Origin of the sequence: Curtobacterium sp. 260, from assembly GCF_030803485.1 — a bacterium.
Taxonomy (GTDB): domain Bacteria; phylum Actinomycetota; class Actinomycetes; order Actinomycetales; family Microbacteriaceae; genus Curtobacterium.
In genome coordinates, this window is the sequence record NZ_JAURUY010000003.1 from 63547 (window position 1) to 89707 (window position 26161).

The 26161-nt window shown below is 74.5% G+C and carries 26 protein-coding genes; 15 read left to right on the top strand and 11 right to left on the bottom strand.

Annotated elements, in window-relative coordinates:
- Window positions 1-212: 212 nt before the first annotated feature.
- The 3 genes from J2X59_RS04705 to J2X59_RS04715 are packed head-to-tail and all read right to left on the bottom strand — an operon-like array spanning window position 213 to window position 2643.
- Window positions 213-875 (bottom strand): response regulator transcription factor, encoded by a 663-nt coding sequence (locus J2X59_RS04705; RefSeq protein WP_326495854.1) that lies wholly within the window; start codon window positions 873-875, stop codon window positions 213-215.
- On the bottom strand, window positions 872-2059 hold the full coding sequence (locus J2X59_RS04710) for a sensor histidine kinase (RefSeq protein WP_326495855.1): 1188 nt from the start codon (window positions 2057-2059) through the stop codon (window positions 872-874). Before J2X59_RS04710 ends, J2X59_RS04705 begins: the two co-directional genes overlap by 4 nt.
- A complete protein-coding gene (locus tag J2X59_RS04715; protein WP_326495856.1) occupies window positions 2056-2643 on the bottom strand; it encodes a hypothetical protein in 588 nt (195 codons plus the stop codon). Before J2X59_RS04715 ends, J2X59_RS04710 begins: the two co-directional genes overlap by 4 nt.
- A 45-nt stretch (window positions 2644-2688) precedes the next feature.
- On the opposite strand from J2X59_RS04715, the gene J2X59_RS04720 reads away from it, so the two are divergent.
- From J2X59_RS04720 to J2X59_RS04745, 6 genes are all read left to right on the top strand, one after another.
- Window positions 2689-3531: a spermidine synthase gene (locus J2X59_RS04720; protein WP_066657081.1), complete on the top strand. Its 843-nt coding sequence runs from the start codon at window positions 2689-2691 to the stop codon at window positions 3529-3531.
- A gap of 180 nt (window positions 3532-3711) precedes the next feature.
- Window positions 3712-4542: a DUF4064 domain-containing protein gene (locus J2X59_RS04725; RefSeq protein WP_326495857.1), complete on the top strand. Its 831-nt coding sequence runs from the start codon at window positions 3712-3714 to the stop codon at window positions 4540-4542.
- A 118-nt stretch (window positions 4543-4660) separates the two neighbouring features.
- Window positions 4661-5527 carry a hypothetical protein gene (locus J2X59_RS04730; protein ID WP_271826694.1) on the top strand — a complete coding sequence of 289 codons (867 nt, stop codon included), beginning with the start codon at window positions 4661-4663 and terminating at the stop codon, window positions 5525-5527.
- The gene (locus tag J2X59_RS04735; protein ID WP_066657095.1) at window positions 5524-6018 is read left to right on the top strand and encodes a SprT-like domain-containing protein; all 495 of its coding nucleotides are present in this window, start codon (window positions 5524-5526) and stop codon (window positions 6016-6018) included. The genes J2X59_RS04730 and J2X59_RS04735 overlap by 4 nt, the downstream gene beginning before the upstream one ends.
- Before the next feature lie 47 nt (window positions 6019-6065).
- On the top strand, window positions 6066-6767 hold the full coding sequence (locus J2X59_RS04740; protein ID WP_066657096.1) for a CGNR zinc finger domain-containing protein: 702 nt from the start codon (window positions 6066-6068) through the stop codon (window positions 6765-6767).
- A 74-nt stretch (window positions 6768-6841) separates the two neighbouring features.
- Complete coding sequence (locus J2X59_RS04745; RefSeq protein ID WP_326495858.1) at window positions 6842-8143, top strand: Nramp family divalent metal transporter; 1302 nt, start codon at window positions 6842-6844, stop codon at window positions 8141-8143.
- 35 nt (window positions 8144-8178) lie between these two features.
- On the opposite strand, the gene J2X59_RS04750 is transcribed toward J2X59_RS04745, so the two are convergent.
- Both J2X59_RS04750 and J2X59_RS04755 read right to left on the bottom strand, forming a co-directional pair.
- On the bottom strand, window positions 8179-8481 hold the full coding sequence (locus J2X59_RS04750; protein ID WP_066657097.1) for a DUF427 domain-containing protein: 303 nt from the start codon (window positions 8479-8481) through the stop codon (window positions 8179-8181).
- Between the two features lie 55 nt (window positions 8482-8536).
- Window positions 8537-9142, bottom strand: coding sequence for a hypothetical protein (locus J2X59_RS04755; RefSeq protein ID WP_326495859.1), 606 nt, complete (start codon window positions 9140-9142; stop codon window positions 8537-8539).
- 139 nt (window positions 9143-9281) lie between these two features.
- Between J2X59_RS04755 and J2X59_RS04760 the strand changes: the two genes are divergently transcribed.
- A complete protein-coding gene (locus tag J2X59_RS04760; protein ID WP_066657099.1) occupies window positions 9282-9914 on the top strand; it encodes a GNAT family N-acetyltransferase in 633 nt (210 codons plus the stop codon).
- Window positions 9915-9988: 74 nt separating this feature from the next.
- The gene (locus J2X59_RS04765) at window positions 9989-10471 is read left to right on the top strand and encodes a hypothetical protein (protein ID WP_326495860.1); all 483 of its coding nucleotides are present in this window, start codon (window positions 9989-9991) and stop codon (window positions 10469-10471) included.
- A 13-nt stretch (window positions 10472-10484) separates the two neighbouring features.
- Here J2X59_RS04765 and J2X59_RS04770 read toward each other — a convergent pair whose 3' ends face one another.
- A complete protein-coding gene (locus J2X59_RS04770; protein ID WP_326495861.1) occupies window positions 10485-10811 on the bottom strand; it encodes a hypothetical protein in 327 nt (108 codons plus the stop codon).
- Window positions 10812-11083: 272 nt separating this feature from the next.
- Between J2X59_RS04770 and J2X59_RS04775 the strand changes: the two genes are divergently transcribed.
- A complete protein-coding gene (locus J2X59_RS04775; protein WP_066658792.1) occupies window positions 11084-11653 on the top strand; it encodes a DUF1684 domain-containing protein in 570 nt (189 codons plus the stop codon).
- 46 nt (window positions 11654-11699) lie between these two features.
- A complete protein-coding gene (locus J2X59_RS04780; RefSeq protein WP_066657105.1) occupies window positions 11700-12059 on the top strand; it encodes a GntR family transcriptional regulator in 360 nt (119 codons plus the stop codon).
- Between the two features lie 175 nt (window positions 12060-12234).
- Here J2X59_RS04780 and J2X59_RS04785 read toward each other — a convergent pair whose 3' ends face one another.
- Window positions 12235-13074, bottom strand: coding sequence for an endo alpha-1,4 polygalactosaminidase (locus tag J2X59_RS04785; RefSeq protein WP_326495862.1), 840 nt, complete (start codon window positions 13072-13074; stop codon window positions 12235-12237).
- Window positions 13075-13356: 282 nt separating this feature from the next.
- Between J2X59_RS04785 and J2X59_RS04790 the strand changes: the two genes are divergently transcribed.
- The gene (locus tag J2X59_RS04790; protein WP_326495863.1) at window positions 13357-15036 is read left to right on the top strand and encodes a DEAD/DEAH box helicase; all 1680 of its coding nucleotides are present in this window, start codon (window positions 13357-13359) and stop codon (window positions 15034-15036) included.
- 238 nt (window positions 15037-15274) lie between these two features.
- Window positions 15275-15475: a CsbD family protein gene (locus J2X59_RS04795; RefSeq protein WP_066657109.1), complete on the top strand. Its 201-nt coding sequence runs from the start codon at window positions 15275-15277 to the stop codon at window positions 15473-15475.
- A gap of 130 nt (window positions 15476-15605) precedes the next feature.
- Here J2X59_RS04795 and J2X59_RS04800 read toward each other — a convergent pair whose 3' ends face one another.
- On the bottom strand, window positions 15606-16148 hold the full coding sequence (locus J2X59_RS04800) for an NUDIX hydrolase family protein (protein WP_326495864.1): 543 nt from the start codon (window positions 16146-16148) through the stop codon (window positions 15606-15608).
- Window positions 16149-16221: 73 nt separating this feature from the next.
- On the opposite strand from J2X59_RS04800, the gene J2X59_RS04805 reads away from it, so the two are divergent.
- A complete protein-coding gene (locus J2X59_RS04805; protein ID WP_326495865.1) occupies window positions 16222-16842 on the top strand; it encodes an alpha/beta hydrolase in 621 nt (206 codons plus the stop codon).
- Window positions 16843-16963: 121 nt separating this feature from the next.
- Here the strand turns inward: J2X59_RS04805 and J2X59_RS04810 are convergent, their stop codons facing one another.
- Window positions 16964-17644 carry a PadR family transcriptional regulator gene (locus J2X59_RS04810; RefSeq protein ID WP_326495866.1) on the bottom strand — a complete coding sequence of 227 codons (681 nt, stop codon included), beginning with the start codon at window positions 17642-17644 and terminating at the stop codon, window positions 16964-16966.
- A 150-nt stretch (window positions 17645-17794) separates the two neighbouring features.
- Here J2X59_RS04810 and J2X59_RS04815 point away from each other — a divergent pair, with 150 nt between their 5' ends.
- Window positions 17795-22591, top strand: coding sequence for an ATP-dependent helicase (locus J2X59_RS04815; RefSeq protein ID WP_326495867.1), 4797 nt, complete (start codon window positions 17795-17797; stop codon window positions 22589-22591).
- A gap of 80 nt (window positions 22592-22671) precedes the next feature.
- A complete protein-coding gene (locus J2X59_RS04820; protein WP_326495868.1) occupies window positions 22672-23451 on the top strand; it encodes an Fpg/Nei family DNA glycosylase in 780 nt (259 codons plus the stop codon).
- Window positions 23452-23526: 75 nt separating this feature from the next.
- Here the strand turns inward: J2X59_RS04820 and J2X59_RS04825 are convergent, their stop codons facing one another.
- Together J2X59_RS04825 and J2X59_RS04830 are read right to left on the bottom strand one after the other, a co-directional pair.
- Complete coding sequence (locus tag J2X59_RS04825) at window positions 23527-24024, bottom strand: hypothetical protein (RefSeq protein WP_066657132.1); 498 nt, start codon at window positions 24022-24024, stop codon at window positions 23527-23529.
- 122 nt (window positions 24025-24146) lie between these two features.
- Window positions 24147-26138, bottom strand: a complete 1992-nt coding sequence (locus tag J2X59_RS04830) for a glycosyl hydrolase (protein WP_326495869.1) — start codon at window positions 26136-26138, stop codon at window positions 24147-24149.
- Between the last annotated feature and the right edge of the window lie 23 nt (window positions 26139-26161).

Here is a 26161-nt window from a genome sequence, read left to right on the forward strand (position 1 = left end):
CGGGTGGGGGTGCGGGGCGCGCCGACGACGTGCGGGGCACCCGGGCGCGGTGGGGGTCGCGCGGGGTCGTGCCGGTCCACGTCGCGGTCACCCGGACCGGCGGAACACCACGGCCTCGGCCGCACGGTGCTCGACACCGGTCGGGTGACGACGACGAGAACGGTACGTCGTGTCCCTTGACGTCGGCTGGTCGTGCGGGGAGGGACGCTGCGTCAGCGCAGGACGCGGGCCACGGCCTCGGCACGGGTGCGGACCCCGAGCTTCGCGAACACCTGGTTCACGTACGACTTCACGGTCGGCACCGTCAGGAAGAGCTCGGCTGCGATCTCCGGGTTCGTCCGACCGGCGGCGATCCGCTCGAGCACGTCGGCCTCCCGCGGCGTGAGCGCGGGGAAGCGGTGACGGATCCCGCCCTCGGGGTCGTCACCGGCGCCGATGATGTCGGCACCGGGGCCCGCGCCGAGCTGTGCGACGAGCCGCGCACCGACCCCGGCGTCGAAGGTGGCCTGCCCCGAGGCCACGGCGCGCACCGCGGTCGCGAGTTCCCGTCGGCCCGCGTCCTTCGTCAGGTACCCGCGCGCCCCGGCCCGCAGCGCGCCGACGATCGACGCGTCGTCGGCGTAGGTCGTGAGCACGAGCACGGCGACCCCCGGGTGTGCGGCCGTGATCGCCGCGGTGGCGGTCGGGCCGTCGGTGCCCGGCATCCGCAGGTCCATCAGCACGACGTCCGGCGGGTCGGCGTCCACCATCGCGACGGCCGCTGCGCCGTCAGCGGCCTCGCCGACGACCTCGACGTCGGGCTCGAGCGACAGCACCGTGACCAGGCCGTCCCGCACGATCGCCTGGTCGTCCACCACGAGCACCCGGATCGTCACGCCCGCTCCCCTGCACCGCCGGTCGTCGCCGGCACGCGCATCGCCACCACGAAGGACCGGCCGTCCACGCCGGCCGTGACGGTCGAGTCGTCGCCGAGCTCCGCGAACCGCTCCCGCATCCCGACGAGACCGAGCCCGCCACCAGCCCCGGAGCCCGAGCCCGCGGGGTCGAGCGCGTTCACCACCGTCACCTCGACCGCCGGGCCGGCCGCGCGCACGGACAGCTCCACGGGTCGACCGGCGGCGTGACGGCGGGCGTTGCTCAGCGCCTCCCGGGTGGCCGCGACCACGACCGCACGGTGCGCCGCGTCGACCGACACCAGGCCCAGGTCGCCGCGCGTGGTGAGCACCCCGCCGAAGGCTCGGTGGGCGTCGGCCAGCCCCGCGAGGTCCACGGGCTGCGTCACGGGCCCCGTCGTGTCGTCCCGCAGCGCGTGCACCGCACGTCGGGCCTCGGCGAGCCCGGACGCCGCGAGGGTCCGCGCCGCGCCGGCACGCCGGGTGGCCTCCTCGACGCGGCCGGCCTCGAGCAGCGCCTCGACCGCGTCGAGCTGCAGGACGAGCCCGCCGAGCGAGTGCGCGAGGACGTCGTGGACCTCGCGGGCGGCCCGCGACCGGTCCGCCAGCAGTCCGGCACGCTGCTGCTCGACCGCGGCCTGCCGGGTGCGTTCCTCGACGAGACGAGCCTGGCGGCGGCTGAACCCGACGACGGCCGCCAGGAGCAGGCCGCCTCCGGAACCGAGCACCAGGCCGACCGGTGTCCCGGCCGGCACGGCGGCGCCCGCGACCTCGAGCAGCGCCACGGCCGCGGCGACCGGCCCCACCCACGCCGGCTGCCGCGCGCTCGCACCGAGGACGACGACGCCCACGAGCGGAACGGCGACCGCCACCGCCCCCGTGGGGACGACGACGGCGGCCCCGGCGACGACCATGACCCAGGCCGCGGCGAGCAGCAGGCGCTCCCGTCGCGCGGCGACACGGAGCACCCAGGCGGCGAGCGCCACCGACCCGGTCACCCACACCCACGCGGGGTGCCCGGTGGCCGTCCCGGTGCGCACGAACCAGTACGTGACCACCAGGACGCCGAGCAGGTGCAACGCCCGGGTGAGCACGGAGCCGGACCGGTCGCGCACGGGCGCGGTCCACGCAGCGGTGGTGCTCCGCGGGTCCGGACTGCTGGTCACCGGACCATCATGCCGCTGGCCGCACGCGGGACGCGCTGGTCGACGACCAGTGCCCGTGCGGCCCGGTTCAGTGCCAGGACGAGCAGGATCGCGCCCGTCGAGGTGAGCAGGTGCGCGCCGAGGTGTCCACCGACGACGTCGAGCCCGATGCGGACCGCGACCAGGAGCAGCCACAGCCCGGCGCCCGCCCAGCCGGTGCGCGCCTGCAGCGTCCGGCCGTGGTCGTCGGGGGTCGTGGTCACGCGGAACCGGGTCATCGACCCCATCGCGAGACCGACGGCGACCGCGAGCAGGACCTCGATGCCGAGGAGGAGCACGTCGAGCGTCGTCACGGTGGCGGCCGACTGCGCGAGCACCACGACCCCGACGAGGCCGAGGACGAGCGGGGCACGCCAGACGCGTGCCGGGTCGAGCGTCCGCCAGGTCGCCTGCCGGTACGCCAGGAAGCCGACGAGGACGAGACCGATGACGGCGTTCGCGATGAGCTGGGTGGACAGGGTGTGCCTTCCGACGGGGTGTCCGGCGGGGGTCCCCGACCGGTGCTCCCAGCCTCGTGAGCCGGCGGTCGGCAGCACACCACCCACGGGTGGTGGTCCGGGTGGGGATCACGGTGGTGTTCCATGGGAGGCATGGCTGATGCGTTCGACGGGTTCCGGATCGGTGCGGGCTGGGCGTCGGTGGAGCCGGACCGGCACCGCCCCGGGTCCTTCACGCTCGTGGTGGACGGCACGCCGCAGTCGCACGTCGACCTCGAGGACCCGACGCACCTGGCGTTCGAGTACATCCGGCGCATCGGACACGCGATCGACCTCCTGCCGGAGGGACCGATCACGGCGCTGCACCTCGGTGCGGGTGCACTGACCCTGCCCCGGTACGTCGCCGTCACCCGCCCGGGCTCGCGGCAGCAGGTCGTGGAGCTGGAGCGGGACCTCGTCGAGCACGTGCGCGAGGTGCTCCCGTTCCCCCGCGGCGCCTCGATCCGGGTCCGCTACGGCGACGCCCGCGAGGTGCTCGGCAAGCTGCCGGCCGGCCTCCGCGGCACGGTGGACCTGGCGGTCGTCGACGTGTTCGGCGGCTCGCAGATCCCCGCGCACGTGACGAGCGTCGAGTTCTACCGCTCCGTCGCGGAGTTCCTCTCGCCCACCGGGATCGTCGCCGTGAACGTCGCGGACGGGGCCGGCCTGGCCTTCGCACGCGGGCAGGCATCGACGCTGCAGGCCGTCCTGCCGTCGGTCGCGGCCGTCGCCGACACCGGCATGCTCAAGGGGCGGCGGTTCGGCAACATCGTGCTGCTCGGGTCGCGGACCGACCTCCCCGTGGCGGACATGCCCCGGCGCTACTCGTCCGACCCGATGCCGGCGAAGGTGGTGCACGGGCAGGAGCTCCGTGCCTTCACGGCGGGCGCGCCCATCGTCACCGACGCGACCGCGGTCGCGTCCCCCGAACCGAACCGCAGCGTCTTCGGCGGCTGAGCCCGCGGTCGCGTCCCGACCACACGCCGGACGGGAGGCCCGGTGCCGGTCCGGTGCCGGGCCTCCCGGCCGTGGGACGGGTACAGGAGCGCCGAGTCCCCCTGAACACGTCGGGCATCCGGCTGCCAGGATGGGGGACAACGACCGCGCGACCGCGCGACCGACCGAGGGAGTCCCCTGATGACGAACGACGACCGGAGCAACGAGGACCGGACGGGCGACGGCGACGCGCCGGTCTGGGGCAGTGCGCCGCAGCGCGACCAGCGCGACCAGCACGACGCACCCCGCTACGGCGAGCGCGTGGACCCGGCACCGGGATCGGCGCCGCAGTACGGCGAGCAGCACCAGGGCCAGCAGCAGTACGGCGAGCGCGACCAGTACGGGCAGCAGCAGCAGTACGGCGAGCGCGACCAGCACGGACAGCAGCAGTACGGCCAGCCGCAGCACGGCGAGCACGACCAGCACGGTCGGTACGACCAGCGCGACGGCCGTCACGAGTCCCCGACGTGGGGCGAGCACCAGGGGTCGCACCAGCCCTACGCGGCGTCCTCGGCGCCGGCGAGTGCAGGCAGCCCGGCGTGGCAGTCCTCCGAGGAGACGAAGCCGGCGAAGAAGAAGAAGACCGTCGGCCTCGTGGCGTTCGCGCTCGGGGTCCTGTCGCTCGTGCTCGGCGTCGTCGGCGGTGCCGTGCTGGGCGCCGCGTTCGCGGGCAACGCCGCACTCGAGCAGATCGCGCGCGACGGCGGCGGATCGGTGCAGCAGCAGGAACAGCTGCAGCAGCAGCTCATGAACGACCCGTCCGCGATGAGCCAGCTCGGCGGCGGGGCGATCATCATCCTCATCGCAGCCGTCCTCGGGCTGTGGGCCCTGGTGCAGGGCATCATCGCGGCGGTCGCGGGCCGGGGTCGCGTCTGGGGTGTCCTCGCGATCATCCTCGCCGTCGTCGCCACCTTCGCGACGTTCATCGCGGTCAGCATCGCCGCGGCTGCCGCGGTCACCGGCGGCAACTGATCCACGAGTGCCACCGACGGCCCGTCCCGCTGCAGCGGGGCGGGCCGTTCCGCGTTCTCGGACCCCGCGTGCGCGTGGCACCGCCCGCTCACGGGAGCCCGCGGTTACCCTCGAACCGATGTCCCTCCCGCCTGACGACAGCCAGCAACCCGACCGCGCTCGGGAACCCCGTCACGCCGCGCCGGGCGACTCCGCCCCGGTCACCGCGGGTGTGAGCCCGGGGAGCACCTTCGCGCCGATCAGCCTGCGGCCGGCCGTCGACGCCGACGCCGTGCAGCAGCGGCTGCGCGACCTCGGGCAGAGCCGGAGCACCGAGGCCCTGGCGGAGCGGGCCGAGCTCCTCCGCCTGCTCGGCCGGCTCGACGAGTCGCTCGTCGTCGCGGAGGAGGTCTTCCGGTTGACGATGTTCACCGGTGAGCGGTCGGACAAGGTCGCCGCGCGCATCCGTCGTGCGCACGTTCTGCACGACCTGGGACGCCACGAGCGCGCCGCGACCGAGGCCGCGATGGCGCGCGACACCGCCCGGACCGAGGAGTGGCCGGAGCTCGAGGGCGCCGCCGCCGAGCTCGAGGGCTGGTCGCTGTTCGAACTGTCACGGTTCGACGAGGCCCGGTCGGCGCTCTCGCGTGCCTACCAGGCCTTCCGGCAGGCAGGGGCTCCCTCGGAGCGCACCGAGGCACTCCGCACCGCGGTCGAGGCCGCGCTCCGCGCCTCGGTGGCGCAGCCGAAGGCCCCCGAGGACAAGCCCCGCACCGCCCGCGAGGTCGCCGCGCGCCGGGCCGAGGACGACGAGCCGCAGACGACCCGCGTCGCCGAACCGGTCAAGCAGGTCCCGCCGGTCCGTCGCCGTGTGCTCGGAGCACCCGACGCCGCACGCACCGACGCCGACGACATCTGGGGCCGGATCGCGGCGAAGGCGGCGCAGAAGGGTCAGGCGCCGCGCGACGAGCCCACCGACGACCTGCGGGACCCCGGCGCACGGTGACGACGCAGCCCGCAGCGGCGACGCAGCCCGCGGCGACGCTCGAGCGGGTCCGTGCACGAGCCGAGCACCTGCTGGCGGTGCACCTCGGCCCGGGCGGGTGGACGTTCGCGTTCGACCACGCCAGGACTCGCGCGGGGCAGTGCGACTTCGGCCGCCGACGCATCACGGTGAGCCGGCACATCGTCACCCGGGTGTCGGACGACGACGTGGACCAGGTCCTGCTGCACGAGGTCGCGCACGCGCTCGCCGGTCCCCGTGCCGGTCACGGTCCCGTCTGGCGACGCACCGCGGCGGACATCGGGTACACCGGCTCCCGCCTGTACGACGGGCCCGTCGCGTCGGAGCTCGCGCCGTGGGTCGGCACCTGTCCGGCGGGCCACGAGCACTTCCGCTACCGGACACCGACGCGCCCCCTGGCCTGCGCCCGGTGCGCGCGACGCTTCGACGGCCGGAACCTCATCACCTGGGAGCGGCGCGCGGCTACCGCATGATCGATCCGGCACGTGGAGGCGCGCCGGGGAGCCGTTAGCCTGGGCGGATGCACACGGGGCAGCACATCCGGACGGACAGCGGGTCGTCGTGGTTCTTCGACGCCGGCCGGATCGCCCTGGACTTCGCCCACACCGGTGGGTTCGCCGACGATGCCGACGGCCGTCGCCCCCGCGCCCGGCTCGGTGAGCTCCTCGTGACGCCGGCCGACCTGGACGAGTGGCTCGGCGACCACACCGAGCCGATCGACGTCGGCGCGACGGCACGGGAGCTGCAGGACGCCCGAGCCCTCCGCGCCGCGATCGGACGACTGGCCGTCGCCGCTGCCCCGGCCCCCGTCGGCTCGTCGGGCCCCGCCGAACGGACCGCGGTCGCGGCCGGGCTCCGCGCCGGTACCGGTCGGACCCGGCCGGCACCGGACGACATCGACACGGTGAACCTGTTCGCGGCGCTGCCGGACGTGCCCCCGAGCCTGCCCGGGGGCCGACGCCGCGCGGGTGCGAACCGGGTCCGTCTGGCCCAGGCGCTGTCGAGCGTGGCCCGCGACGCGGTGGCGCTCTTCACCGAGGTGGGCTTCGACGACGTCGCCGCGGACGGACAGGCGACCCGCCTCAGCCGGTGCTCGGCGGACGACTGCGGGCTCGTCTTCTACGACTCGTCGCGTGGCGGCACCCGCCGGTGGTGCTCGATGCAGCGGTGCGGCAACCGCGCGAAGGTCCGCGCGCACCGGGCGCGACGCGCGGCCGCCTAGGGCGCCCTGCCCGGACGACTCGTGACACGCCGAATCTGAGGATTCGGTACGCCGAAACCTGGCAGGCTGTCGGCATGTCCGACACCGCCGCCGCCCGCCGTGCCCCCTCCGGACGTCTCGACGACGGCACCGACGGACCCGGCCCCCGACCCGGTCCCGGTCGGCCGCGTCGCCGCGCCGCCGGCCTCACGCTGCTCGGGCCCGCCTTCGTCGCCGCGATCGCCTACGTCGATCCGGGCAACGTCGCGGCGAACCTGACCGCCGGTGCACAGTACGGGTACCTGCTGCTCTGGGTGCTCGTGGCCGCGAACGCCAGTGCCGTCGTGGTCCAGTACCTGTCGGCGAAGCTCGGGGTCGTCACCGGGAGGTCGCTGCCGGAACACCTGGGCCTGCGGATGCGTCGCACCCCGCGCCTGCTCTTCTGGGCCCAGGCCGAGGTCGTCGCCGCCGCGACCGACGTCGCCGAGGTCATCGGCGGGGCGCTCGCGCTGCACCTGCTGTTCGGCCTGCCGCTCGTCGTCGGCGGCGTGCTCACCGGCGTGGTCTCGATGGCGATCCTGCTCCTGCACAGCCGCCGGGGCACCCGCACGTTCGAGGCCGTGGTGACGACGATGCTCGCGGTCCTCACCGTCGGCTTCTGCGCGGGCCTGCTGTCCGCGCAGGTCTCCCCCGGCGAGCTCGTCAGCGGCCTGGTCCCCCGGTTCGAGGGCGCGCAGTCGGTGCTCCTCGCCGCCTCGATGCTCGGTGCGACGGTGATGCCGCACGCGGTCTACCTGCACTCGGCCCTGGCACGGGACCGGCACGGCGACGTCCCCGCCGGGCCGGAGCGCCGCCGGGTGCTCGTCGCGACGCGGTGGGACGTCGGGCTGGCCCTCGTCGTCGCGGGCGGCGTCAACGTCTGCATGCTCGTGCTCGCCGCCGCCACGCTGCCCGGGGTCGCGGGCACCGACACCATCCCCGGCGCGCAGGCCGCGATCGCGGCGAACGTCGGCCCCGTGGTGGGCGTGCTGTTCGCGGTCGGCCTGCTCGCGTCCGGTCTGGCGTCGACCTCGGTGGGCTGCATGGCCGGCGCGGAGATCATGCACGGGCTGCTGCACGTCCGCATCCCGGTCGCGGTGCGCCGGCTCGTCACGCTGCTGCCCGCCGTGGTGCTCCTGGCCGTCGGCGCGGACCCGACGATGCTCCTCGTGCTCAGCCAGGTGGTGCTGAGCTTCGGCATCGCCTTCGCGATCGTGCCGCTCGTGGTCTACACGTCACGGCGGAGCATCATGGGCGAAGACGTCAACGCGATGACCACCCGCGTGGTCGCGGGCGTCATCGCGCTGGTGATCGTCGCCCTCAACGTGGCGCTCGTGGTGCTGACGCTGGCCGGCTGAACCCGCCGGACGACGACGACCGGGTCGTCCCCGCGTCAGTCGACGACGCGGACTTCCTTCCAGAAGGCGTAGTAGCCCGAGTAGTCCTTGCCGACCCGGTCGAACGACGACGGGATCGGCGTGGGGTAGGTCCAGGCGCGGTCCGGCAGCGCCTGACCGTCGACCGTGACGGTGTAGTACTGCGTGTCGCCCTTCCACGGGCAGTGGTACTGGGTGTCGCTCTCCGAGAAGAACTCCGGCGCCACGCTCGACGGCGGGAAGTACCAGTTCCCCTCGATCTGGATGAGGTCCTCCTGCGGAGCCTCCGCGATCACGGTGTCGCCGACGACTGCCTTCATGACGTGCTCCTTGCGATCAGCGGCGTCCTGGCGACGCCGGTCCCGATCGGGAACGCTACGCCCGGGTGCCGGATTCCCGCAGGACGACGAGCTCGGGCCCCGCGGCGAGCGCCGTGTGCACCGTCTCCCGGTCCAGGTCCGCCGCGCCCTCGGCGGCGCTCACGAGGTGCCGCACCGCGCGACGGAGTCCCGTGTACGCGGCGCAGGCGGCGGCCGCCTCGGGCGAGGTGTGGTCGATCCCGACCGTGACGAGGGCGTCGACGACGGCCCCGGCGGCGAGCAGGTCCTCGACCGCGGGCTCCGGCGTCTCCGCGCCGTCCGTCGGCTCCCCGGCGGCGTCCGCGACGGTGACGCCGGGGTCGGTGGTGCGGCCCGCGGCGACGACCGCGACGACGCACCGGTCCCCGCGCTCGGCCTGGAGGCTCGTCACCCGTTCCGCGACCGCCGCCGCGTTGCCGAGGTGGCCGAGCACGACCTCCGGACCGTCGGGCAGCAGGGCTGCCGCGGCCCGCGCCCGTGCCGCGGGGTCGGCCCCGCCCCCGGACGGTTCCGGCAGGACGTCCACCCACACCACGAGGTGCGTGCCGTGCGCTATCCGGTCGGCACCGGCGCTCCCCCACGCGAACCGGACCTGGTACTGCTCCTGGGTGCGTGCTGCCACCGGTCCACGATAGCCGCGGGCCGTCCCAGTCCGTCCCGGTCCGTCCCCGTCGGTCCCTGTCCGTCCCCACAGGAGCCCGGTCCACAGCCTGTGCCCGCTCGACCCCGCTGTCGGTGCCGCGACCGTAGGATCGGTGACCATGGAGATCGCCACCGTCCCCACGCTGACCGGCGACCGCGTCACCCTCGAGCCCCTGGCGGCCGAGCACGCGGACGACCTGCGGGCGGCGGTGGCGGACGGCGACCTCTGGCGCACCTGGTACACCTCGGTGCCGGCCCCCGACCGGGTCGAGGCCGAGATCGACCGGCGGCTCGGCGAGCACGCGGCGGGGCGGATGGTGCCCTTCGCGATCCGTGACCGCCCGACCGGTCGCGTCGTCGGGGCGACCACCTTCGCGAACATCGACACCGCCAACCGTCGCGTCGAGATCGGCTACACCTTCCTGGCGCGGGCGGCACAGCGGAGCGGGATCAACACCGAGGCGAAGCTGCTCCTGCTCTCGCACGCGTTCGACACCTGGGACTGCATCGCCGTCGAGTTCCGGACGCACTGGCACAACCAGCAGTCGCGGGCGGCGATCGCCTCGCTCGGCGCGAAGCAGGACGGCGTCCTGCGCAGCCACTCGATCGGCCGGGACGGCACGCTGCGCGACACCGTGGTCTTCTCGATCACCGCCACCGAGTGGCCGACCGTGCGCCTGTCGCTCACCGAGCGCCTGCGCACGCGGGACCGTGCCGAGGGCGCACGGCGTCGGGCCGCCCGGCACGCCTGACCCGTCGGACGCACGGGTGCACCGTCCCCCGCGGGGACGTCGCCCGCCCAGCGCCACGGCGTAGCGTCCGCAGCATGCACGTCGGTCTCCGCATCGTCCTCGACGCCCCGGTCGACGCCGTCCGCGACGCCCTGCTGTCGCCCTCGGTGATGGTCGCCGTCACGAAGCCGTTCCTCGTCTACCGTTCACGGTCACCGGAGGGACTCCCGGAGCGCTGGACCCCCGGCGTCCCGCACCCGATCACCGCCGACGCCCTCGGGGTCGTGCCGAGCGGCGACACGCACGTCGACATCGACCTGTACGAGGTGGACGGGGTGCCGGTGCAACGCGACAACGGAGGTGGCACCTCGGGGCTCTTCGGGCGGATGACCATGCGGCACCGGATGGCCACCGTCGACCTCGGTGACGGGCGGACCCTGCTGCTCGACCGGCTCACCTACCGGATGCGCCCCGCGTTCCTCGGGGCCGCACTCTGGCCGGGCATGTGGGTCATCTGGCAGTGGCGTGCGCTCCGGATGCGGCAGCTCGCCCCGTCGTGGGGCCGTCCCGGGCACTGACGCGCGACGTCCGTCAGGACTTCGGCTGCTCGTCCACCTGCACGTGGACGGCGTAGTCCGTGCCGTCGACGTCACGCAGCTCGACGACGGAGTCGTACACGGTCGTGTCACCCTCGGCACCGATCTCGCAGTGCACGGTGTTCCCCTCGACCAGGTCGATCGGGTCCGTACCGCAGTCGACCAGCGGACGCTGACCGACCTCGCGTTCGAGTGCGTCGGCCACCACGTCCTCGAACCCCGACGGCGACACCGTCCGGTTCGCGGAGGCGGACACCGTGCACCCGCTCAGGACCGCGACGAGGGTCAGACCCGCCACGATCGGGGCGATCGAGCGGTGCACGCGTGGTGCCGCCCGTCCCGCCGTGGTCCGCGCGGCGGCGGTCCGTCTGGTCGTCGTTCCCCTGGTCACGTCGCCCGTCCCCTCGTCGGTCGCTGTCCGACCAGTGTGCCAGGGCCGTCACGGGAGCACCCGCAGGGGACCGTCCACAGCCCCGGCCCGTCGCTGGCGGGTCCGGAGCACCCGGGCGTACGCTCGTCCTCGTGAGCCAGACGCAGGAGCCGAGGGCCCAGGACCGCGTGCACAGCACCCTCGCCACCGTGGACTGGCGGCGGATGACGTTCGACCTGTACCGACGGGTGCGGGCGACGGCCGACCCCGAGACCGCGCACGCGATGTGGCGCGAGACCCGCGACGCGATGTTCGCCGAGCACCCGGCCAGTCCGCTGCTCGACGAGGACGCCCGCGACTTCGAAGCGCTGCCCGTGCCCGACTACGACCCCGAGTGGCGGTTCCGCGCGCGCATCGAGTCCGCCGAGCCCCGTGCGATGGACGTCGAGACGGGCACCGACGGCGTCGTGCACTTCGACCGGCTCGGTGTCGTGCGACTGCCGGGCATCGGCACGCTCGACGTCTGGTCGCACGGCGGCTACGCGGGCGGGGTCTTCGTGCCCGTGAAGGACGCCAGCGCCGGTCGTGCCCGCGGCACCTACGGCGGCGGGCGGTACCTGCTCGACACGATCAAGGGTGCGGACCTCGGCGGCGACGACGGCGAGCTCGTCCTCGACTTCAACTTCGCGTACAACCCCTCGTGCGCGTACGACCCGGCGTGGGCGTGCCCCCTCGCGCCCCCGGGCAACACCGTCGCCGTGCCGATCCCGGTCGGCGAGCAGTACGACTTCTGACACGACGCACGCACGAGCACACGGACAGGACGCAAGGGTGGATCGCATGACGGGACTCGTGGCACTCGACGCGGGCGGCCGGGTGCCGCCCTTCGAGCAGGTCCGTTCGCAGATCGCGGCGCAGATCGCCGCCGGGTACCTGGTGGACGGGGAACGCCTGCCGAGCGTGCGGGCCCTGGCCGAGGAGCTCTCGCTCGCCGCGGGCACGGTCGCGAAGGCCTACCAGCTGCTCGAGGAGGCCGGGCTCGTGCACACCGCCCGGGGCGCCGGCACGCGGGTGGTGCGGCCGGCCGAGGTGCCCGACGCCGTCGCCGGGGCAGCGCACGCCCTGGCCGCCGCCGCGCGAGCGGCCGGGTTGTCCGCCGACCAGGCCGCAGCGGCACTGCGCGACGCCTGGCCCGCCTGAGGCGACCGCCCGCCGTCCGCGACGCGCGCGGCGGAGGCACACCGTGCCTCCCGGCCGACCGCCGTGCGCGCGCCCTCCGCGACACGCAACGTCGGCGAGGTCTCGCAGCGCTGGACTCCTGCGCGCTGCCGCCGACGTTGCGTCGCGCCGGCCGGGACGGGACCGGACGGGGTCCTCAGCAGTGCTCGAAGACGTACTCGTCCGACGCCGGGGTGACCAGGTCGCGGTCCCGCAGGATCGTCATGGCCGGGCGGTCGCGCAGGCGGCACACCGATGCCCACGAGCGGTCGAGCGTGTCCGCGTACTCGACGTCGACCACGCGCTTCCCGTACGCGGCCGTGTAGGCCGAGCACTCGTCGTACTGCACGCACTCCTCGGCGACGACGAAGTCGAAGCCCGTCGACTGCCGCCCGGCCTTCCCGAGCTGCGGCGTGTTCTTCTGCCCGACGGCCAGACCGCGGTCGTGCCCGAGCCGGACGAGCGTCGCCGCCAGCGCGAGGTTCCCCGCGCGGGTCAGTCGCTTCCCCGACCGTGTCCACGAGTCGAGGTTGTCGAACTCGACGGCGGCGAACCCGCGGTCGGCGCACCGCGCCACCGACTTCGTGAGCTCCTTCGTGATCGCGGCGCGCTTCGCGGCGGTCCGGGTGTCGAGGAGCACCTCGTCCGGCCAGCCCGGGTCGGCCACGAGCTCGCCGGAACCGTCGCGCAGCAGTGCCGACGGCGCCCGGCGCTCCCACCCGGCGAGCGTTCCCGGCTGGGTCTGGAAGCCGTTGACGTAGCAGATGGAGTACTTCCCGGCGGCCGGGCGGTCGGTGCTGTCCCGCTCGACGATCGTCACCCCGGACGGCGGCGTGTACCCACCGCCGAGCTGGTAGTCGGGGCGCCCGGAGGTCGGCAGGTTCCGGTACGAGGAGGCCGTCGACCCGGCGGGTGTCGCGGCCTCGGCGCAGCCTGCGCTGCCGAGGACGGCGACCAGCGCGATCGCGGTGGTCAGGAGGACGGATCGCGTGCGCACCACGGGATCATCGCACGCCACGTCGCACGCCCGACGCGAACGGCCCCGGCTCGTTCGACGAGCACCCGCTATGCTGGTGGTACTCGAGGCGCCGATCGCCTCGTGCGTCGTACGGACGCCCCCGACTCCCGACCCTCATCCGGTCGATGATCGCGCACCGACATCCCGGTGCCAGGCTCTCTGCTGCGGCGACCGCGTCAGCCTCTGCTGACGCGGGGTTCCCGCCCGCGCGCCACATGCCAGCGCGCCCACGGCCGGCACGAGCCGGCCCGAAAGGTCACCATGACCAACCAGGACATCCGTTTCTCCGACCTCGGCGTCCCCGCGCCGATGGTCCAGTCCCTCGCCCAGCAGGGCAAGGAGACCGCGTTCCCGATCCAGGCCGACACGCTCCCCGACTCCCTGCAGGGCAAGGACGTGCTCGGCCGCGGGCGCACCGGCTCCGGCAAGACGATCGCCTTCGCGATCCCCCTGGCCGCCCGTCTGGCCGCGAGCCGTCGCCCGCGCCGCGCCGGCCGCCCCCGTGCGCTCGTGCTCGCCCCGACCCGTGAGCTCGCGACGCAGATCGACGCGACCCTCGCCCCGCTCGCGAAGTCGATGGGCCTCAACACGACGACGATCTTCGGCGGCGTGGGCCAGGGCCGTCAGGTCGACGCGCTCCGCGCCGGTGTCGACGTGGTCGTCGCCTGCCCGGGCCGCCTCGCCGACCTCATGCAGCAGGGGCACGTGAGCCTCGGCGACATCGAGGTCACCGTCCTCGACGAGGCCGACCACATGGCCGACATGGGCTTCCTGCCCGGCGTGACGAAGATCATGCAGGCGACCCCGGAGCAGGGGCAGCGCCTGCTGTTCTCGGCCACGCTCGACAACGGCGTGGACAAGCTCGTCAAGAAGTTCCTGCACAGCCCGGTGATGCACTCGGTCGACGACGAGACCAGCCCGGTCGAGGCGATGACCCACCACCTGTTCGAGGTCGCCGACGCCGACGCGAAGAAGGACCTCGTCCGCGCGCTCGCCTCGGGCACCGGCCGCCGCATCCTCTTCATGCGCACCAAGCACCACGCGAAGCGCCTGGCGAAGCAGCTCACGAGCCAGGGCATCCCGGCCGTCGACCTGCAGGGCAACCTGTCGCAGGGTGCGCGTGAGCGGAACCTCGCGAAGTTCTCCTCCGGCGAGGCCCTCGTGCTCGTCGCCACCGACGTCGCCGCCCGTGGTGTGCACGTCGACCACGTGGAGCTCGTCGTGCACGTCGACCCGCCGACCGAGCACAAGGCGTACCTGCACCGTTCGGGCCGCACCGCACGTGCCGGGTCCTCGGGTGACGTCGTCACCGTGACGCTGCCGGCCGAGCGCCGCGACGTCGCACAGATGATGCGTGCCGCCGCGATCAAGGTCACCCCGCAGCAGGTCACCGCGACCTCGCCGGCCGTCGCGTCGCTCGTCGGCGAGGTCGCGCCGATCCGCCACCTCGCTCCGGAGCAGCCCGCACAGCAGCAGCGCCAGCGGCAGCCGCGTGCGACCGAGACGGGTCTCGCCGAGTCCGCGGGCGGCGGTCGTCGCCGTGGTCGCGGCGGTCGGTCGGGAGGCTCGACGCAGGCTCCCGAGACCGCCTCGGCCGGTCGCGGCTCGGGTCGCGCCGCCGGTGGTCGCGGTGGTCGTCCGGTCACCGCGGGGGCTCCGGCCTCCGCTGGTGGTACCGGGCGCGCCGGTGGTGCCGGTCGCGGCAACGGCTCGGGCTCGGGTGCTGCAGCGTCGGGCGGCGCGGCCGCCGGTGGGCAGCGTCGTTCGGGCGGGAGCCGTCGGGCGTCGAGTGACGTCGTCCGTGGCGGGTCCGCCCCGGTGTGGTCGTCCGAGGGCGGCTACGCAGCGGGTCGTTCCGGTGCGGGTGAGTCCGGCGGCGGTCGTCGCCGCGGGGGCTCGCGTCGCGCATCGCGTCCGGCGGGGGCTGCCGACCGTCACTGAGCAGCCGACCGCCACTGAGCGGTCCGCTCGGGCCGGAGTGGTCCGTCGAGGTGACGGGACGCCGCCGATGTCCGGCGGCGTCCCGTCGCTCCCGCGTCGGCGTCCCGTCGCTTCCGCGTCGGCGTCCGGAACCTGGACGCCCGGTGGGAGCACCGGGTGTCCCCGCGCGTAGGTTCTCCTTCACCGACGGCCGCGCGAGTGGCCGACGGGGAATCGTCCGTCGTTGGAAGGAGACCGTATGGCTGGCAGCGAAGAGAACCACACCGGCGAGAAGCTCGTCGGCAAGGTCAAGGAGGGCGTTGGCAACCTGACCGGCAACGACAAGCTGAAGGCCGAGGGTCAGACCGACCAGGCCAAGGCGTCGGCCAAGCAGGGTGTCGACGACGTCAAGGGCGCAGCGCACGGCGTTGCGGACTCCCTCCGCGACGAGAAGCACTGAAGCCGGTCCACGACCGAGCTGCGAAGCCCCCGGAACCGCACGGTTCCGGGGGCTCCGTCGTGTGCGGGGGTGTCGGATCGGTCGGCACCGCGGGTGCCGCTGGTGCAGGGGCCCGCTGGCGCAGGTGCCGCTAGTGCAGGGCGCCGACCGAGGCGAGGCCGGCGCGCAGGAGTGCACCGCGGCCGCCCTCCATCTCCTCGGCGACGGCGTCGGAGGCTGCCTCCATCGGGCTCATCCACGTGAGCTCGAGGGCGTCCTGCCGGGGCTCGCAGGTGCCGGTGACGGGGACGACGTACGCGAGGGAGATCGCGTGCTGCCGCTCGTCGGTGAACACCGAAGCGCCGGGGAGCGGGAAGTACTCGGCCACCGTGAAGGGCGTGGGGCTCGCGGGGAGCTGCGGGAACGCCATCGGACCGAGGTCCTTCTCGAGGTGTCGGAAGAGCGCCGTGCGGATCGACTCGCCGAACATCACGCGGCCGGAGACGAGCGTGCGCGCGATCGAGCCGCTCGGGGCGACACGGAGCAGCACGCCGACCTCGGTCACGACACCGAGCCCGTCGGTCCGGACGGGCAGGGCCTCGACGTAGCAGATGGGCAGTCGACGACGGACCTCGGCGAGCTCCTCGTCGGACAGCCAGCCGGAGTCGGGGTCGGGGGTGCGCAGCGAGGCCATGCACCGTGTCTACCAGTCGCCCCGGCGAGTTCGGCGGGAGGCGCGGTCGCCGTGGACGGCTAGCGTGGTCCCCGTGATCGATGCGGACATCGTGCAGTGGACCCGTCCGACCGGGGAACGCACGGGCACGCCCCTGCTCGTCGCCATGCACGGGGTGGGCTCCCACGAGCGCGACCTGCTCGGCCTCGCGCCCGCGCTGCCGTCCGTCTGGACCGTCGCATCGCTCCGCGCACCGATGCGGTGGGGTCCCGGGTTCTCCTGGTACCCGCTCGGCACGCCGGGCTCCCCGGCGCTCGAGCCGGTCGACGCCGCGGTCGCCGGTGTCCTCGACTGGATCGACGCCGTGTCCGCCGACCACCCGCGCATCGGTCTGCTCGGGTTCTCGCAGGGCGGGTCGATGGCGCTGCAGCTCCTGCGTGCCCGACCGGCCGCGTTCGCCTTCGCGGTGTCGCTGTCCGGGTTCGTGGTGCCCGGGGTGACCGACTCCCGCGACGAGGCGGTCGCGGCCGTCCGTCCGCGGGTCTTCCTGGGACACGGCGACCTCGACCCGGTGATCCCGGGCGAGGCCACCGCCCGGACGCAGGCATGGGCCGCGGCGCACGCGGACGTGACCGACCGGACGTACGCCGGTCTGCCGCACGCGGTGTCCGCCGAGGAGCTCGTCGACGTGGCCGCGTTCATCGACGCGTCCTGACGGCTCGTCCCGGGCGGCCCGTTCCGGGACTCGCGCTGGACGACCGTTCTCGCGGTCGCGGTCGCGAGACCAGTCGGCCTGTGCGCGTCTCGGGAAGCAGGTGACCGGCTGACGGACGGCGCTACTCGGCGAGGATCTGCAGCAGGTCCTTGCGGAGCTGGTCGACCTTCGCCGTCGCGGCCCTGGTCTGCTCGTCGGAGGCGCTGGTGCGGTACATGTGCAGCACCCCCATGGCCTTGCGGAGGGCCTCGACGAACTCGCGCTGCGTGTCGGGCATGCCCGGCGCGGCGTCGAACGCGGCGGCGATCTCGTCCGCCTTCGCCTCGGCCTCGGCGCGGCCGGCGTCGGTGAGCTCGAAGAGCGTCTTGCGGCCGTCGCCGTTCGAGACGACGAGGTCCTCGTCGACGAGCTGCTGGAACGTCGGGTAGACGGAGCCGGGGCTCGGCTTCCAGGCGCCGCCGGTGCGCTCGGCGATGGTCTTGATCACGGCGTAGCCGTTCTGCGGGCCCTCGGCGAGCAGGCCGAGGATCGCGAGGCGGACGTCGCCGCGACGGCGGCGCTCGCGCCCGAAGCCGGGGCCGCCGCCGAAGCCGGGACCGAAGCCCGGGCCGAAGCCGCCGCGTCCGCCGAACCCGGGGCCGAAGCCGCCGCGTCCGCCGTGGTCGTGGTCGCCGCGGTCGCGGCCGGGGAAGCCGTGGCCGTGGTGCTGCCGCGCGCCGCCGAAGCGGGGGCCGCGCGGACCGGTGCCGCGGGGGCCGCGGGAGGGCGTGGTGCTGTCGAGGTCATCGTACGAGGGGCGCATGATGACTCCTTCCTGTCGGTGGTGACGTGAGCTCGCGATACATTGCGTTCCTATCACGATGCGTCAAAGATAGATCGCTACGTGTCGGTCTGTCAAGCACCGTCCTCCCTCGGGCCGCTGTCGGCGGCGACGGGCAGGATGGGACGGACCATGACGGACGTCCTCGAGCGCTTCTCCCCCGCGACCGCGGAGTGGTTCCGTGGCGCGTTCCCCGGCCCGACCGCGGCGCAGGCGGGCGCGTGGGACGCGATCTCCACCGGGCAGCACGCGCTCGTGGTCGCCCCGACCGGCTCCGGCAAGACGCTGGCGTCGTTCCTCTGGTCGATCGACCGGCTCATCAGCGCGAGCGACCGTCCGCCGGCGAAGCAGCGCACCCGCGTGCTGTACGTCTCCCCGCTCAAGGCCCTCGGTGTCGACGTCGAGCGGAACCTCCGCAGCCCGCTCGTCGGCATCACGCAGACCGCGCGTCGGCTCGGGACGGAACCGCCCGAGGTCACGGTGGGCGTCCGGAGCGGTGACACCCCGTCGTCCGACCGGCAGCGGCTCCTGCGGCAGCCGCCGGACATCCTCATCACGACGCCCGAGTCGCTCTACCTCATGCTCACGTCGCGGGCGCGCGAGACCCTGGTGAACGTCGACACCGTCATCGTGGACGAGGTCCACGCGGTCGCCTCGACCAAGCGCGGCGCACACCTGGCGGTCTCGCTCGAGCGCCTCGACGACCTGCTCGAGAAGCCCGTGCAGCGGATCGGCCTGTCCGCGACCGTGCGCCCCGCGGAGGAGGTCGCCCGGTTCCTCGGCGGCCGCGCGCCCGTGTCGATCATCGCACCGCCGGCGCAGAAGACCTTCGACCTGCGCGTGGTCGTGCCGGTCGACGACATGACCGAGCTCGGGGCCCCGCCGGTCGGTGCCGACGCGACCGAGTCACCGACGAACGGCTCGATCTGGCCCCACGTCGAGGAACGCGTCGTCGACCTCATCGAGGAGCATCGCTCGACGATCGTGTTCGCCAACTCGCGCCGACTCGCGGAACGCCTGACGGCACGGCTCAACGAGATCCACGAGGAACGCGTGCTCGCGGCCGTCGACACGGCGGGTGTCGGCACGGCTGCGGTCGGCGCCCCGGAGGCCGTGGGTGCGGTGGCCGGGTCGGCTCCCGTCACGCAGTCCCCCGGTCGGGCGTCCGCGCACGCACCCGTCGCACAGCCGAAGCGACCGCCGGCGCAGCTCGTCGGGCAGTCCGGACAGACCGAGGGCGGCGGCTCCGACCCGTCGGTCCCGGTGCTCGCCCGCGCCCACCACGGCTCCGTGTCGAAGGACCAGCGCGCGATCATCGAGGACGACCTGAAGTCCGGACGCCTGCGCTGCGTCGTCGCGACCAGCTCGCTCGAGCTCGGCATCGACATGGGCGAGGTCGACCTCGTGGTCCAGGTCGAGGCCCCGCCGTCGGTCGCCAGTGGCCTGCAGCGCGTCGGTCGCGCCGGACACCAGGTCGGCGAGATCTCGCGCGGCGTGCTGTTCCCCAAGCACCGCGCCGACCTCGTGAACAGCGCGGTCACCGTCGAGCGCATGGTCTCCGGGCAGATCGAGTCGATCTCGGTGCCCGCGAACCCGCTCGACGTCCTCGCGCAGCACACCGTGGCCGCCGGGTCGATCGACACCGTCGAGGTGGAGCACTGGTTCGAGCTGGTCCGCCGGAGCGCACCGTTCAGCTCGCTGCCGCGGTCGGCGTTCGAGGCGACGCTCGACCTGGTGACCGGGCGGTACCCGAGCGACGAGTTCGCCGAACTCCGGCCGCGCCTGGTGTGGGACCGCGTGCACGGGACCCTGACCGGGCGTCCGGGCGCCCAGCGACTCGCGGTGACGAGCGGCGGCACGATCCCGGACCGCGGCATGTTCGGCGTCTTCATGGTCGGCGAGAAGGCGTCGCGTGTCGGCGAGCTCGACGAGGAGATGGTCTACGAGTCCCGCGTCGGCGACGTCTTCGCCCTCGGCGCGACGAGCTGGCGCATCGAGGAGATCACGCACGACCGGGTCATCGTCAGCCCGGCGTTCGGACAGCCCGGGCGGGTCCCGTTCTGGAAGGGCGACGGCATCGGTCGTCCCGCCGAGCTGGGACGGGCGACCGGTGCGTTCGTGCGCGAGGTCGACGCGGCCTCCGACGACGACGCGCGTGCCCGGGTCGCCTCCGGCGGGCTGGACGAGCGGGCCGTGACGAACCTCCTGACCTTCCTGCGCGACCAGCGTGCGGCGACCGGTCGCGTACCGAACGACACCACGCTCGTGGTCGAGCGGTTCCGCGACGAGCTCGGCGACTGGCGGCTCATCCTGCACTCGCCGTACGGCATGCAGGTGCACGCGCCGTGGGCCCTGGCGGTCGGCGCCCGGCTGCGCGAACGGCACGGCATCGACGGCGACGCGATGGCGGCCGACGACGGCATCGTGGTGCGGATCCCGGAGACCGACGCGGAACCGCCCGGCGCCGACCTGTTCGTGTTCGAGCGCGACGACCTCGAGGCGCTCGTCACCGACGAGGTCGGCGGCTCGGCGCTCTTCGCCGCCCGCTTCCGCGAGTGCGCGGCCCGGGCCCTGCTCCTGCCGCGGCGGAACCCCGGGCAGCGGTCGCCGCTCTGGCAGCAGCGCCAGCGGGCGTCGCAGCTGCTCGAGGTCGCGCGGAAGTACCCGACGTTCCCGATCGTGCTCGAGACCGTGCGCGAGGTCCTGCAGGACGTCTACGACGTGCCGGCGCTGCTCGGCATCTCGGACCAGATCGCCGAGCGCCGCATCCGCCTGGTCGAGCGCGAGACCGAGCAGCCGTCGCCGTTCGCCCGGTCGATCCTGTTCGGGTACGTCGCGGCCTTCATGTACGAGGGCGACTCGCCGCTGGCCGAGCGCCGGGCGGCTGCGCTGTCGCTCGACTCGACGCTGCTCGGTGAGCTGCTCGGACGGGCCGAGCTCCGCGAGCTCCTCGACCCGGCGGTCATCGCCTCCGTCGAGCGCGACCTGCAGCGGCTCTCCCCCGACCGTCGAGCGCGCGACACCGAGGGGCTCGTCGACGTGCTGCGACTCGTCGGCGCCCTCGAGCTGGACGAGCTCGTCGCCCGCAGCTGGGTGGCCGACGCCGCTGACCCCGATGCCGCGCATGCGACGGTCCGGTCGGCGCTGGAGACCCTCGAGCGCGACCGCCGTGTGCTGTCGTTCACGCAAGGCGGTGCGACGCGCTGGTCGGTGATCGAGGACGCCTCCCGCCTCCGCGACGCCCTCGGCGTCCCGCTGCCGATCGGCGTGCCGACCGCCTTCGTCGAACCCGTCGTGGACCCGCTCGGTGACCTGGTCGGCCGGTACGCCCGGTCGCACGGACCGTTCGCCGCGCAGGAGGCCGCGAGCCGGCTCGGCCTCGGCATCGCCGTCGTGCAGGACACCCTGCGCCGCCTGGTCGCCGACCGCCGCGTGGTCGAGGGCGAGTTCCGCCCGGACCGCCAGGGCGCCGAGTGGTGTGACGCCGAGGTGCTCCGCCGCATCCGGACGAAGTCCCTCGCCGCGCTCCGGCACGAGGTCGAGCCGGTGTCGCCGGACACCCTCGCCCGGTTCCTGCCGGCGTGGCAGCACGTCCAGGCGCCCGGCACCCGCGGCGGATTGCGCGGCGTCGACGGGGTGCTGCAGGTCATCGACCAGCTGGCCGGCGTCGCCCTGCCTGCGAGCTCGTGGGAGACCCTGGTGCTGCCGTCCCGCGTGAGCGACTACTCCACGAGCATGCTCGACGAGCTGACCGCCACCGGCGAGGTCCTGTGGTCGGGCGGCGGCACGCTGCCCGGGAACGACGGCTGGGTGCGCCTGCACCTCGCCGAGACCGCGTCGACGACCCTGGCGGAGCCGGACGGGGGCGAGACCACCGAGCTGCAGCGCGACGTCCTCGGCGCGCTGGCCGGCGGCGGTGCCTACTTCTTCCGGCAGCTCGGCCAGGCGGTCGGCAGCACGGACGACCAGGCCCTGACGACCGCGCTGTGGGACCTGGTCTGGGCCGGACAGGTCACGAACGACACGTTCGCGCCGCTGCGGTCGATGCTCGGCGGCAAGGCGAGGTCGACGAGCGCGCCGCGGGCCCGGGCGTACCGCGGGCGGCGTCGGCCGACGCTGCCGTCGCAGTCCGGTCCGCCGTCCGTGGGTGGTCGGTGGTCGATCCTGCCACTCGCCGAGTCCGACTCGACGCTGCGTGCGGCAGCGACCGCCGAGCAGCTGCTCGAGCGCTACGGCGTCGTGACCCGCGGTGCGGTGCAGGTCGAGGGCGTCCGCGGCGGGTTCGCGGGCGTCTACCGGGTGCTCAGCCGGTTCGAGGAGTCCGGCCGGGCACGCCGCGGGTACTTCGTCGAGGGGCTCGGGGCGGCACAGTTCGCGACGAGCCCGACGGTGGACCGGCTCCGGACCTACGCACGCGACCTCGACGACGACGAGCGCGCCGACCCGGACCGCGAACGCCAGGCACTCACGCTCGCGGCGACGGACCCGGCGAACCCCTACGGTGCGGCACTGCCGTGGCCGTCGGACGACGCCCCCGCCGACCCGGACGCCGACCCCGCTGCTCCCGGCGCCACGGCCGACGCCGCTCCGACGGGCACCCGCGGTGCGGCTGTCCCCGCCAGCCGGTCGACGTCGACGAGCGGTCGCGGTCACCGACCCGGGCGGAAGGCCGGAGCCCTCGTGACCACCGTCGACGGCCGCCTCGCGGTCTACGTCGAGCGCGGTGGGAAGTCCGTCCTGACCTTCACCGACGACCCGGCGGACCTCGCGGTCGCGGCGCGGTCGATCGCCGCCACCGTGCGGAGCGGGCTGCGGAAGCTCTCGGTGGAGCGGGTGGACGGCGACTTCGTGCTGGAGACGCCGCTCGGGTCGGCACTGCGCGAGGCGGGGTTCACGGCGACCCCGCAGGGACTGCGGCTGCGTGTCTGACGCGACCAGGGCCTCCCGTGCGTGCGCCCGTGCACGGGACGTGACACGGCCGACCGGACGAGCCGCAGCGGAGGTGCACCGTGCCCGAGGGTGACACCGTCTTCCGCGCTGCCCGGCGCCTGCACACCGCGCTCGCGGGCAAGGTCCTGACCCGCTCGGACTTCCGCGTCCCCGCGTTCGCGACCCTCGACCTGGTCGGACGGACGGTCGACGAGGTCGTGCCCCGCGGCAAGCACCTGCTGCACCGCATCGGCGACGTGACCGTGCACTCGCACCTGAAGATGGAGGGGCGCTGGGACGTCTACGCGCCCGGGGAGCGGTGGCGACGGCCCGCGCACCAGGCCCGGGTCGTGCTCGACGCCGCGGACGTCTCGACCGTCGGGTTCACCCTCGGGGTGCTCGAGGTCGTCCCGCGCGACCAGGAGTCCGAGGTCGTCGGGCACCTCGGCCCCGACCTGCTCGGTCCCGACTGGGACGCCGACCGGGCGCTCGCGAACCTGGCGGCGGACCCGGAGCGCCCCATCGGGCTCGCGCTGCTCGACCAGCGCGTGCTGGCCGGACTCGGCAACGTGTACCGGAACGAGCTGTGCTTCCTGCGGGGGGTGCTGCCGACGCGACCCGTCGGACAGGTGCCGGACCCGGCGCGGGCGATCGCGCTGTCGCACCGGCTCATCACGATGAACCGTGACCGCAGCAACCGCGTCACGACGGGCGTCGACCGGCCCGGGCGCCGCTTCTGGGTCTACGGCCGCGCCGGCAAGCCCTGCCTGCGGTGCGGGACCCCGGTGCGTCGGGGCGAGCTCGGCGACTCGGAGCTCACGCTGCGGGACACCTACTGGTGCCCGCGCTGTCAGACCTGAGCCGAGCCGACCGGAGCCCGGGACGGCCCGCCGGCGAGCAGCACGGGGCCGCGCGGCACCAGGCCTGGGGCGGGGTCAGCGGTCGGCGGCCTCGACGGCGCAGCTCTCGGCGCGCTTCGCGGCGTCGGAGTCCGCGCTGAACGCGCTCGGTGCCGGCGACGCCGAGCGTGACTCGTCCGAGGTGGCGTCCTTCGCGGTCTGGTTCACGGCGTAGATCGTGCCGTCCCAGTCGTCGGCCGTCGGGTCGGTCTCCGTCGCCCAGATGGTCAGCTCGTCGTCGTTGGCGTCCTTGCTGTCCGACGGCACGATCGACGCGGCCAGGTACCAGCCGCCGTCGCCCTCCGCCACGTTCGCGAAGTCCGTCGTGTCGTGCGGACCAACCGCGGTGCCGATCGCGTCCACGGCGTTGCTCGCGGCGACGGCGCACTCGGTCGACTGCGACTTCTGCTCGTCCCCGGGGACCTTGCCGACCGGGTCGATGTTCTGGGCACCGCCCGGGTCGCACGCCGTCAGGAGCAGGGCGAGGGTGGCAGCGCCGAGCAGCGCGGTGGCGGTCTTGGCTCGCGTGGTCATGTGGTGGACGGTAGGCCGCGGTCCCCGTGCAGGACCCCAGGGCGTCCGGGAAGCGAACGACGGGCGGTACGCGGTCGGTGGACCGTCGTGCCGCCCGTCGGGCTCGCGCGGGGGACGGGCCGCTACGCCCGACCCTGGGTCATGATCCACGCGAGCAGGTACGACCGCGTGTTCGCCGAGTCGATCACCGCGTCCGGCAGCCGTTCCGCGTCGCGCAGGGCTGCCGCCGCGTCGGCCTTCCCGCCGAGCGCCCGGTACATGAGCAGGTAGTCGCCGAACTGGACGTCGTAGCGACCGTCCGGCACGGCCTCGTCGAGCACGCGACCGATCTGCTGCCGGCCGCCCGCGTCGACGTACTCCGCCGCCATCGCGGGCATCGGGATGAGCTCGATGCCGGCCGGCGCCGCGGCCGCCGCGCTGAACCACGTCGCGTGGTCGCGCTTGCCGCCCCAGGTCAGCGAGACGACCCGGTGCGTGAAGCCCGGGAACGCCGACAGGTCCGGGTCGAGCACGTCGCGCTGCGCCGAGGCGGCCTCGTTCGACAGCAGCCAGGTGCCGGTGGACTCGAGCGAGGCCGACCCGGACACGGCGCCCCAGCGGGCCAGGCCGTTCCACGCGGACACCGCCTCGGACGACGACTCCTGGTTGTTGCCGTCGGCGAAGGGCGAGTAGCCGGACGCCCAGGAGTGCTGCGCGTAGGGGTCGTAGACGCGGAGCGCGGGGAACGACTCCGTCGCGGTCGGCGAAGCGATGTCCGCGGCGACGAGGTCCGCGACGGTGCGCCACTTCCGCACGAGGGACGCATCACCGTCGGCCACCATCGCGGCGGCGGACAGCACGTACCCGTAGTGGAAGTGGTGGTCGTTGAACTCGTCCGAGCCGAACGACGCCTCCTGGCCGACGAGCCCGTGGACCTCGGGGTCGTAGGCGAAGCACCGCGCGGTCCTCCCGCCGCAACCCGCCGGGTCGAACCACTGGTCGAGCTCCGCGACGACGGACGTCTTCAGCGCCGCGGCCTGGTCGTCGAGCCCGAGTGCGACGGCGAGCCGGTACAGCGTGGCGACGCGGTACAGGTCCTTGCCGCCGCCGTACGAGTCGGCCGCGTACGACGAGGCGTCGACCCCGGCGGCGTCCTGCCGGACCTGTGCGGCCAGGGTGTCCCGCTGGCCGTCGGACAGGCCGGACAGGTCGAGCCGGTCGGACGGCTCGACGGTGTCGGCGTCGAAGCGCAGCGCCGTCCCGGTGCAGACCGGTGCGGGGCCCGTCAGGGTCGCGACCCGCAGGTCGGTGCACGTCAGCCCGCGGGTGCCCTGGCCGGGCTGCGGCACGAGCACCCCGGCACCGCCGTCGAAGTCGTACGACAGCGTGGTGCGCTGGGACCCACCGGACGCGCTGCGCTCCAGCGACGAGCCGGAGAGCGGCCGTGCGGCCGCGACGAGCCGGGAGACCTCGGACGACGACGCGCCGTCCGGTGTCGGCAGGAGCACGACCGAACCGCCGCTGCGCAGGCGCACGCCGGACGCGGCGACCGAGCCGTCGCGCACGACGACCTGCCAGGTGCGACCGCCGCCGGACATCGTCGCCGTACCGTCGCCGGTCGGGTCGAGCGGCGAGGTGCCGGTCAGCGTCTGGTCGCGGTCGGCGGTGTAGGTCACGAGGGGCGACCCCTCGGCGACGACCGAGTGCCCGAGCACGGTGTCGCCGTCGCGGTGCTCGACGGTCACCGACACCGCGTCGTACGCCGACACGAGCGTCCTCGTCGCGCCGAGGTCGAAGCCGACCTGCGGCACGGCGCCGCCGGCGATGGTCTTCTCGGTCGCGGTCACGTCGGGCAGTCCGGCTGCGAAGCCGTGGTCGGTGACCTGCCACGAGATCGGCGTCGGGAACACCGGCTGGGGTGCGTCGCCGAACACCAGGCCGGAGAACCACCGGTTCGTCGGCGGGGTCAGTCCCTCGGCCAGGCGCATCGTGCCCACCGTCGACGACGCGACGTCGCCCAGGGCGGCGACCGCGCGTGCCTGGGCCGCCGCGTCGGTCGGGGTGGCCGACGGGGTCGGGTGGTCCGTGCCTCCCGTCCCGGTGCACGCAGCGAGCAGCAGGGCGACGGACGTCACCAGGGGGACGACCAGGAGCGTCG

Coding starts and splice junctions, on each gene's coding strand:
- J2X59_RS04720 (WP_066657081.1), top strand. CDS start 2,689: ATGGCTGATGCGTTCGACGGGTTCCGGATCGGTGCGGGCTGGGCGTCG.
- J2X59_RS04725 (WP_326495857.1), top strand. CDS start 3,712: ATGACGAACGACGACCGGAGCAACGAGGACCGGACGGGCGACGGCGAC.
- J2X59_RS04730 (WP_271826694.1), top strand. CDS start 4,661: ATGTCCCTCCCGCCTGACGACAGCCAGCAACCCGACCGCGCTCGGGAA.
- J2X59_RS04740 (WP_066657096.1), top strand. CDS start 6,066: ATGCACACGGGGCAGCACATCCGGACGGACAGCGGGTCGTCGTGGTTC.
- J2X59_RS04745 (WP_326495858.1), top strand. CDS start 6,842: ATGTCCGACACCGCCGCCGCCCGCCGTGCCCCCTCCGGACGTCTCGAC.
- J2X59_RS04750 (WP_066657097.1), bottom strand. CDS start 8,481: ATGAAGGCAGTCGTCGGCGACACCGTGATCGCGGAGGCTCCGCAGGAG.
- J2X59_RS04760 (WP_066657099.1), top strand. CDS start 9,282: ATGGAGATCGCCACCGTCCCCACGCTGACCGGCGACCGCGTCACCCTC.
- J2X59_RS04765 (WP_326495860.1), top strand. CDS start 9,989: ATGCACGTCGGTCTCCGCATCGTCCTCGACGCCCCGGTCGACGCCGTC.
- J2X59_RS04775 (WP_066658792.1), top strand. CDS start 11,084: ATGACGTTCGACCTGTACCGACGGGTGCGGGCGACGGCCGACCCCGAG.
- J2X59_RS04780 (WP_066657105.1), top strand. CDS start 11,700: ATGACGGGACTCGTGGCACTCGACGCGGGCGGCCGGGTGCCGCCCTTC.
- J2X59_RS04790 (WP_326495863.1), top strand. CDS start 13,357: ATGACCAACCAGGACATCCGTTTCTCCGACCTCGGCGTCCCCGCGCCG.
- J2X59_RS04795 (WP_066657109.1), top strand. CDS start 15,275: ATGGCTGGCAGCGAAGAGAACCACACCGGCGAGAAGCTCGTCGGCAAG.
- J2X59_RS04800 (WP_326495864.1), bottom strand. CDS start 16,148: ATGGCCTCGCTGCGCACCCCCGACCCCGACTCCGGCTGGCTGTCCGAC.
- J2X59_RS04810 (WP_326495866.1), bottom strand. CDS start 17,644: ATGCGCCCCTCGTACGATGACCTCGACAGCACCACGCCCTCCCGCGGC.
- J2X59_RS04815 (WP_326495867.1), top strand. CDS start 17,795: ATGACGGACGTCCTCGAGCGCTTCTCCCCCGCGACCGCGGAGTGGTTC.
- J2X59_RS04825 (WP_066657132.1), bottom strand. CDS start 24,024: ATGACCACGCGAGCCAAGACCGCCACCGCGCTGCTCGGCGCTGCCACC.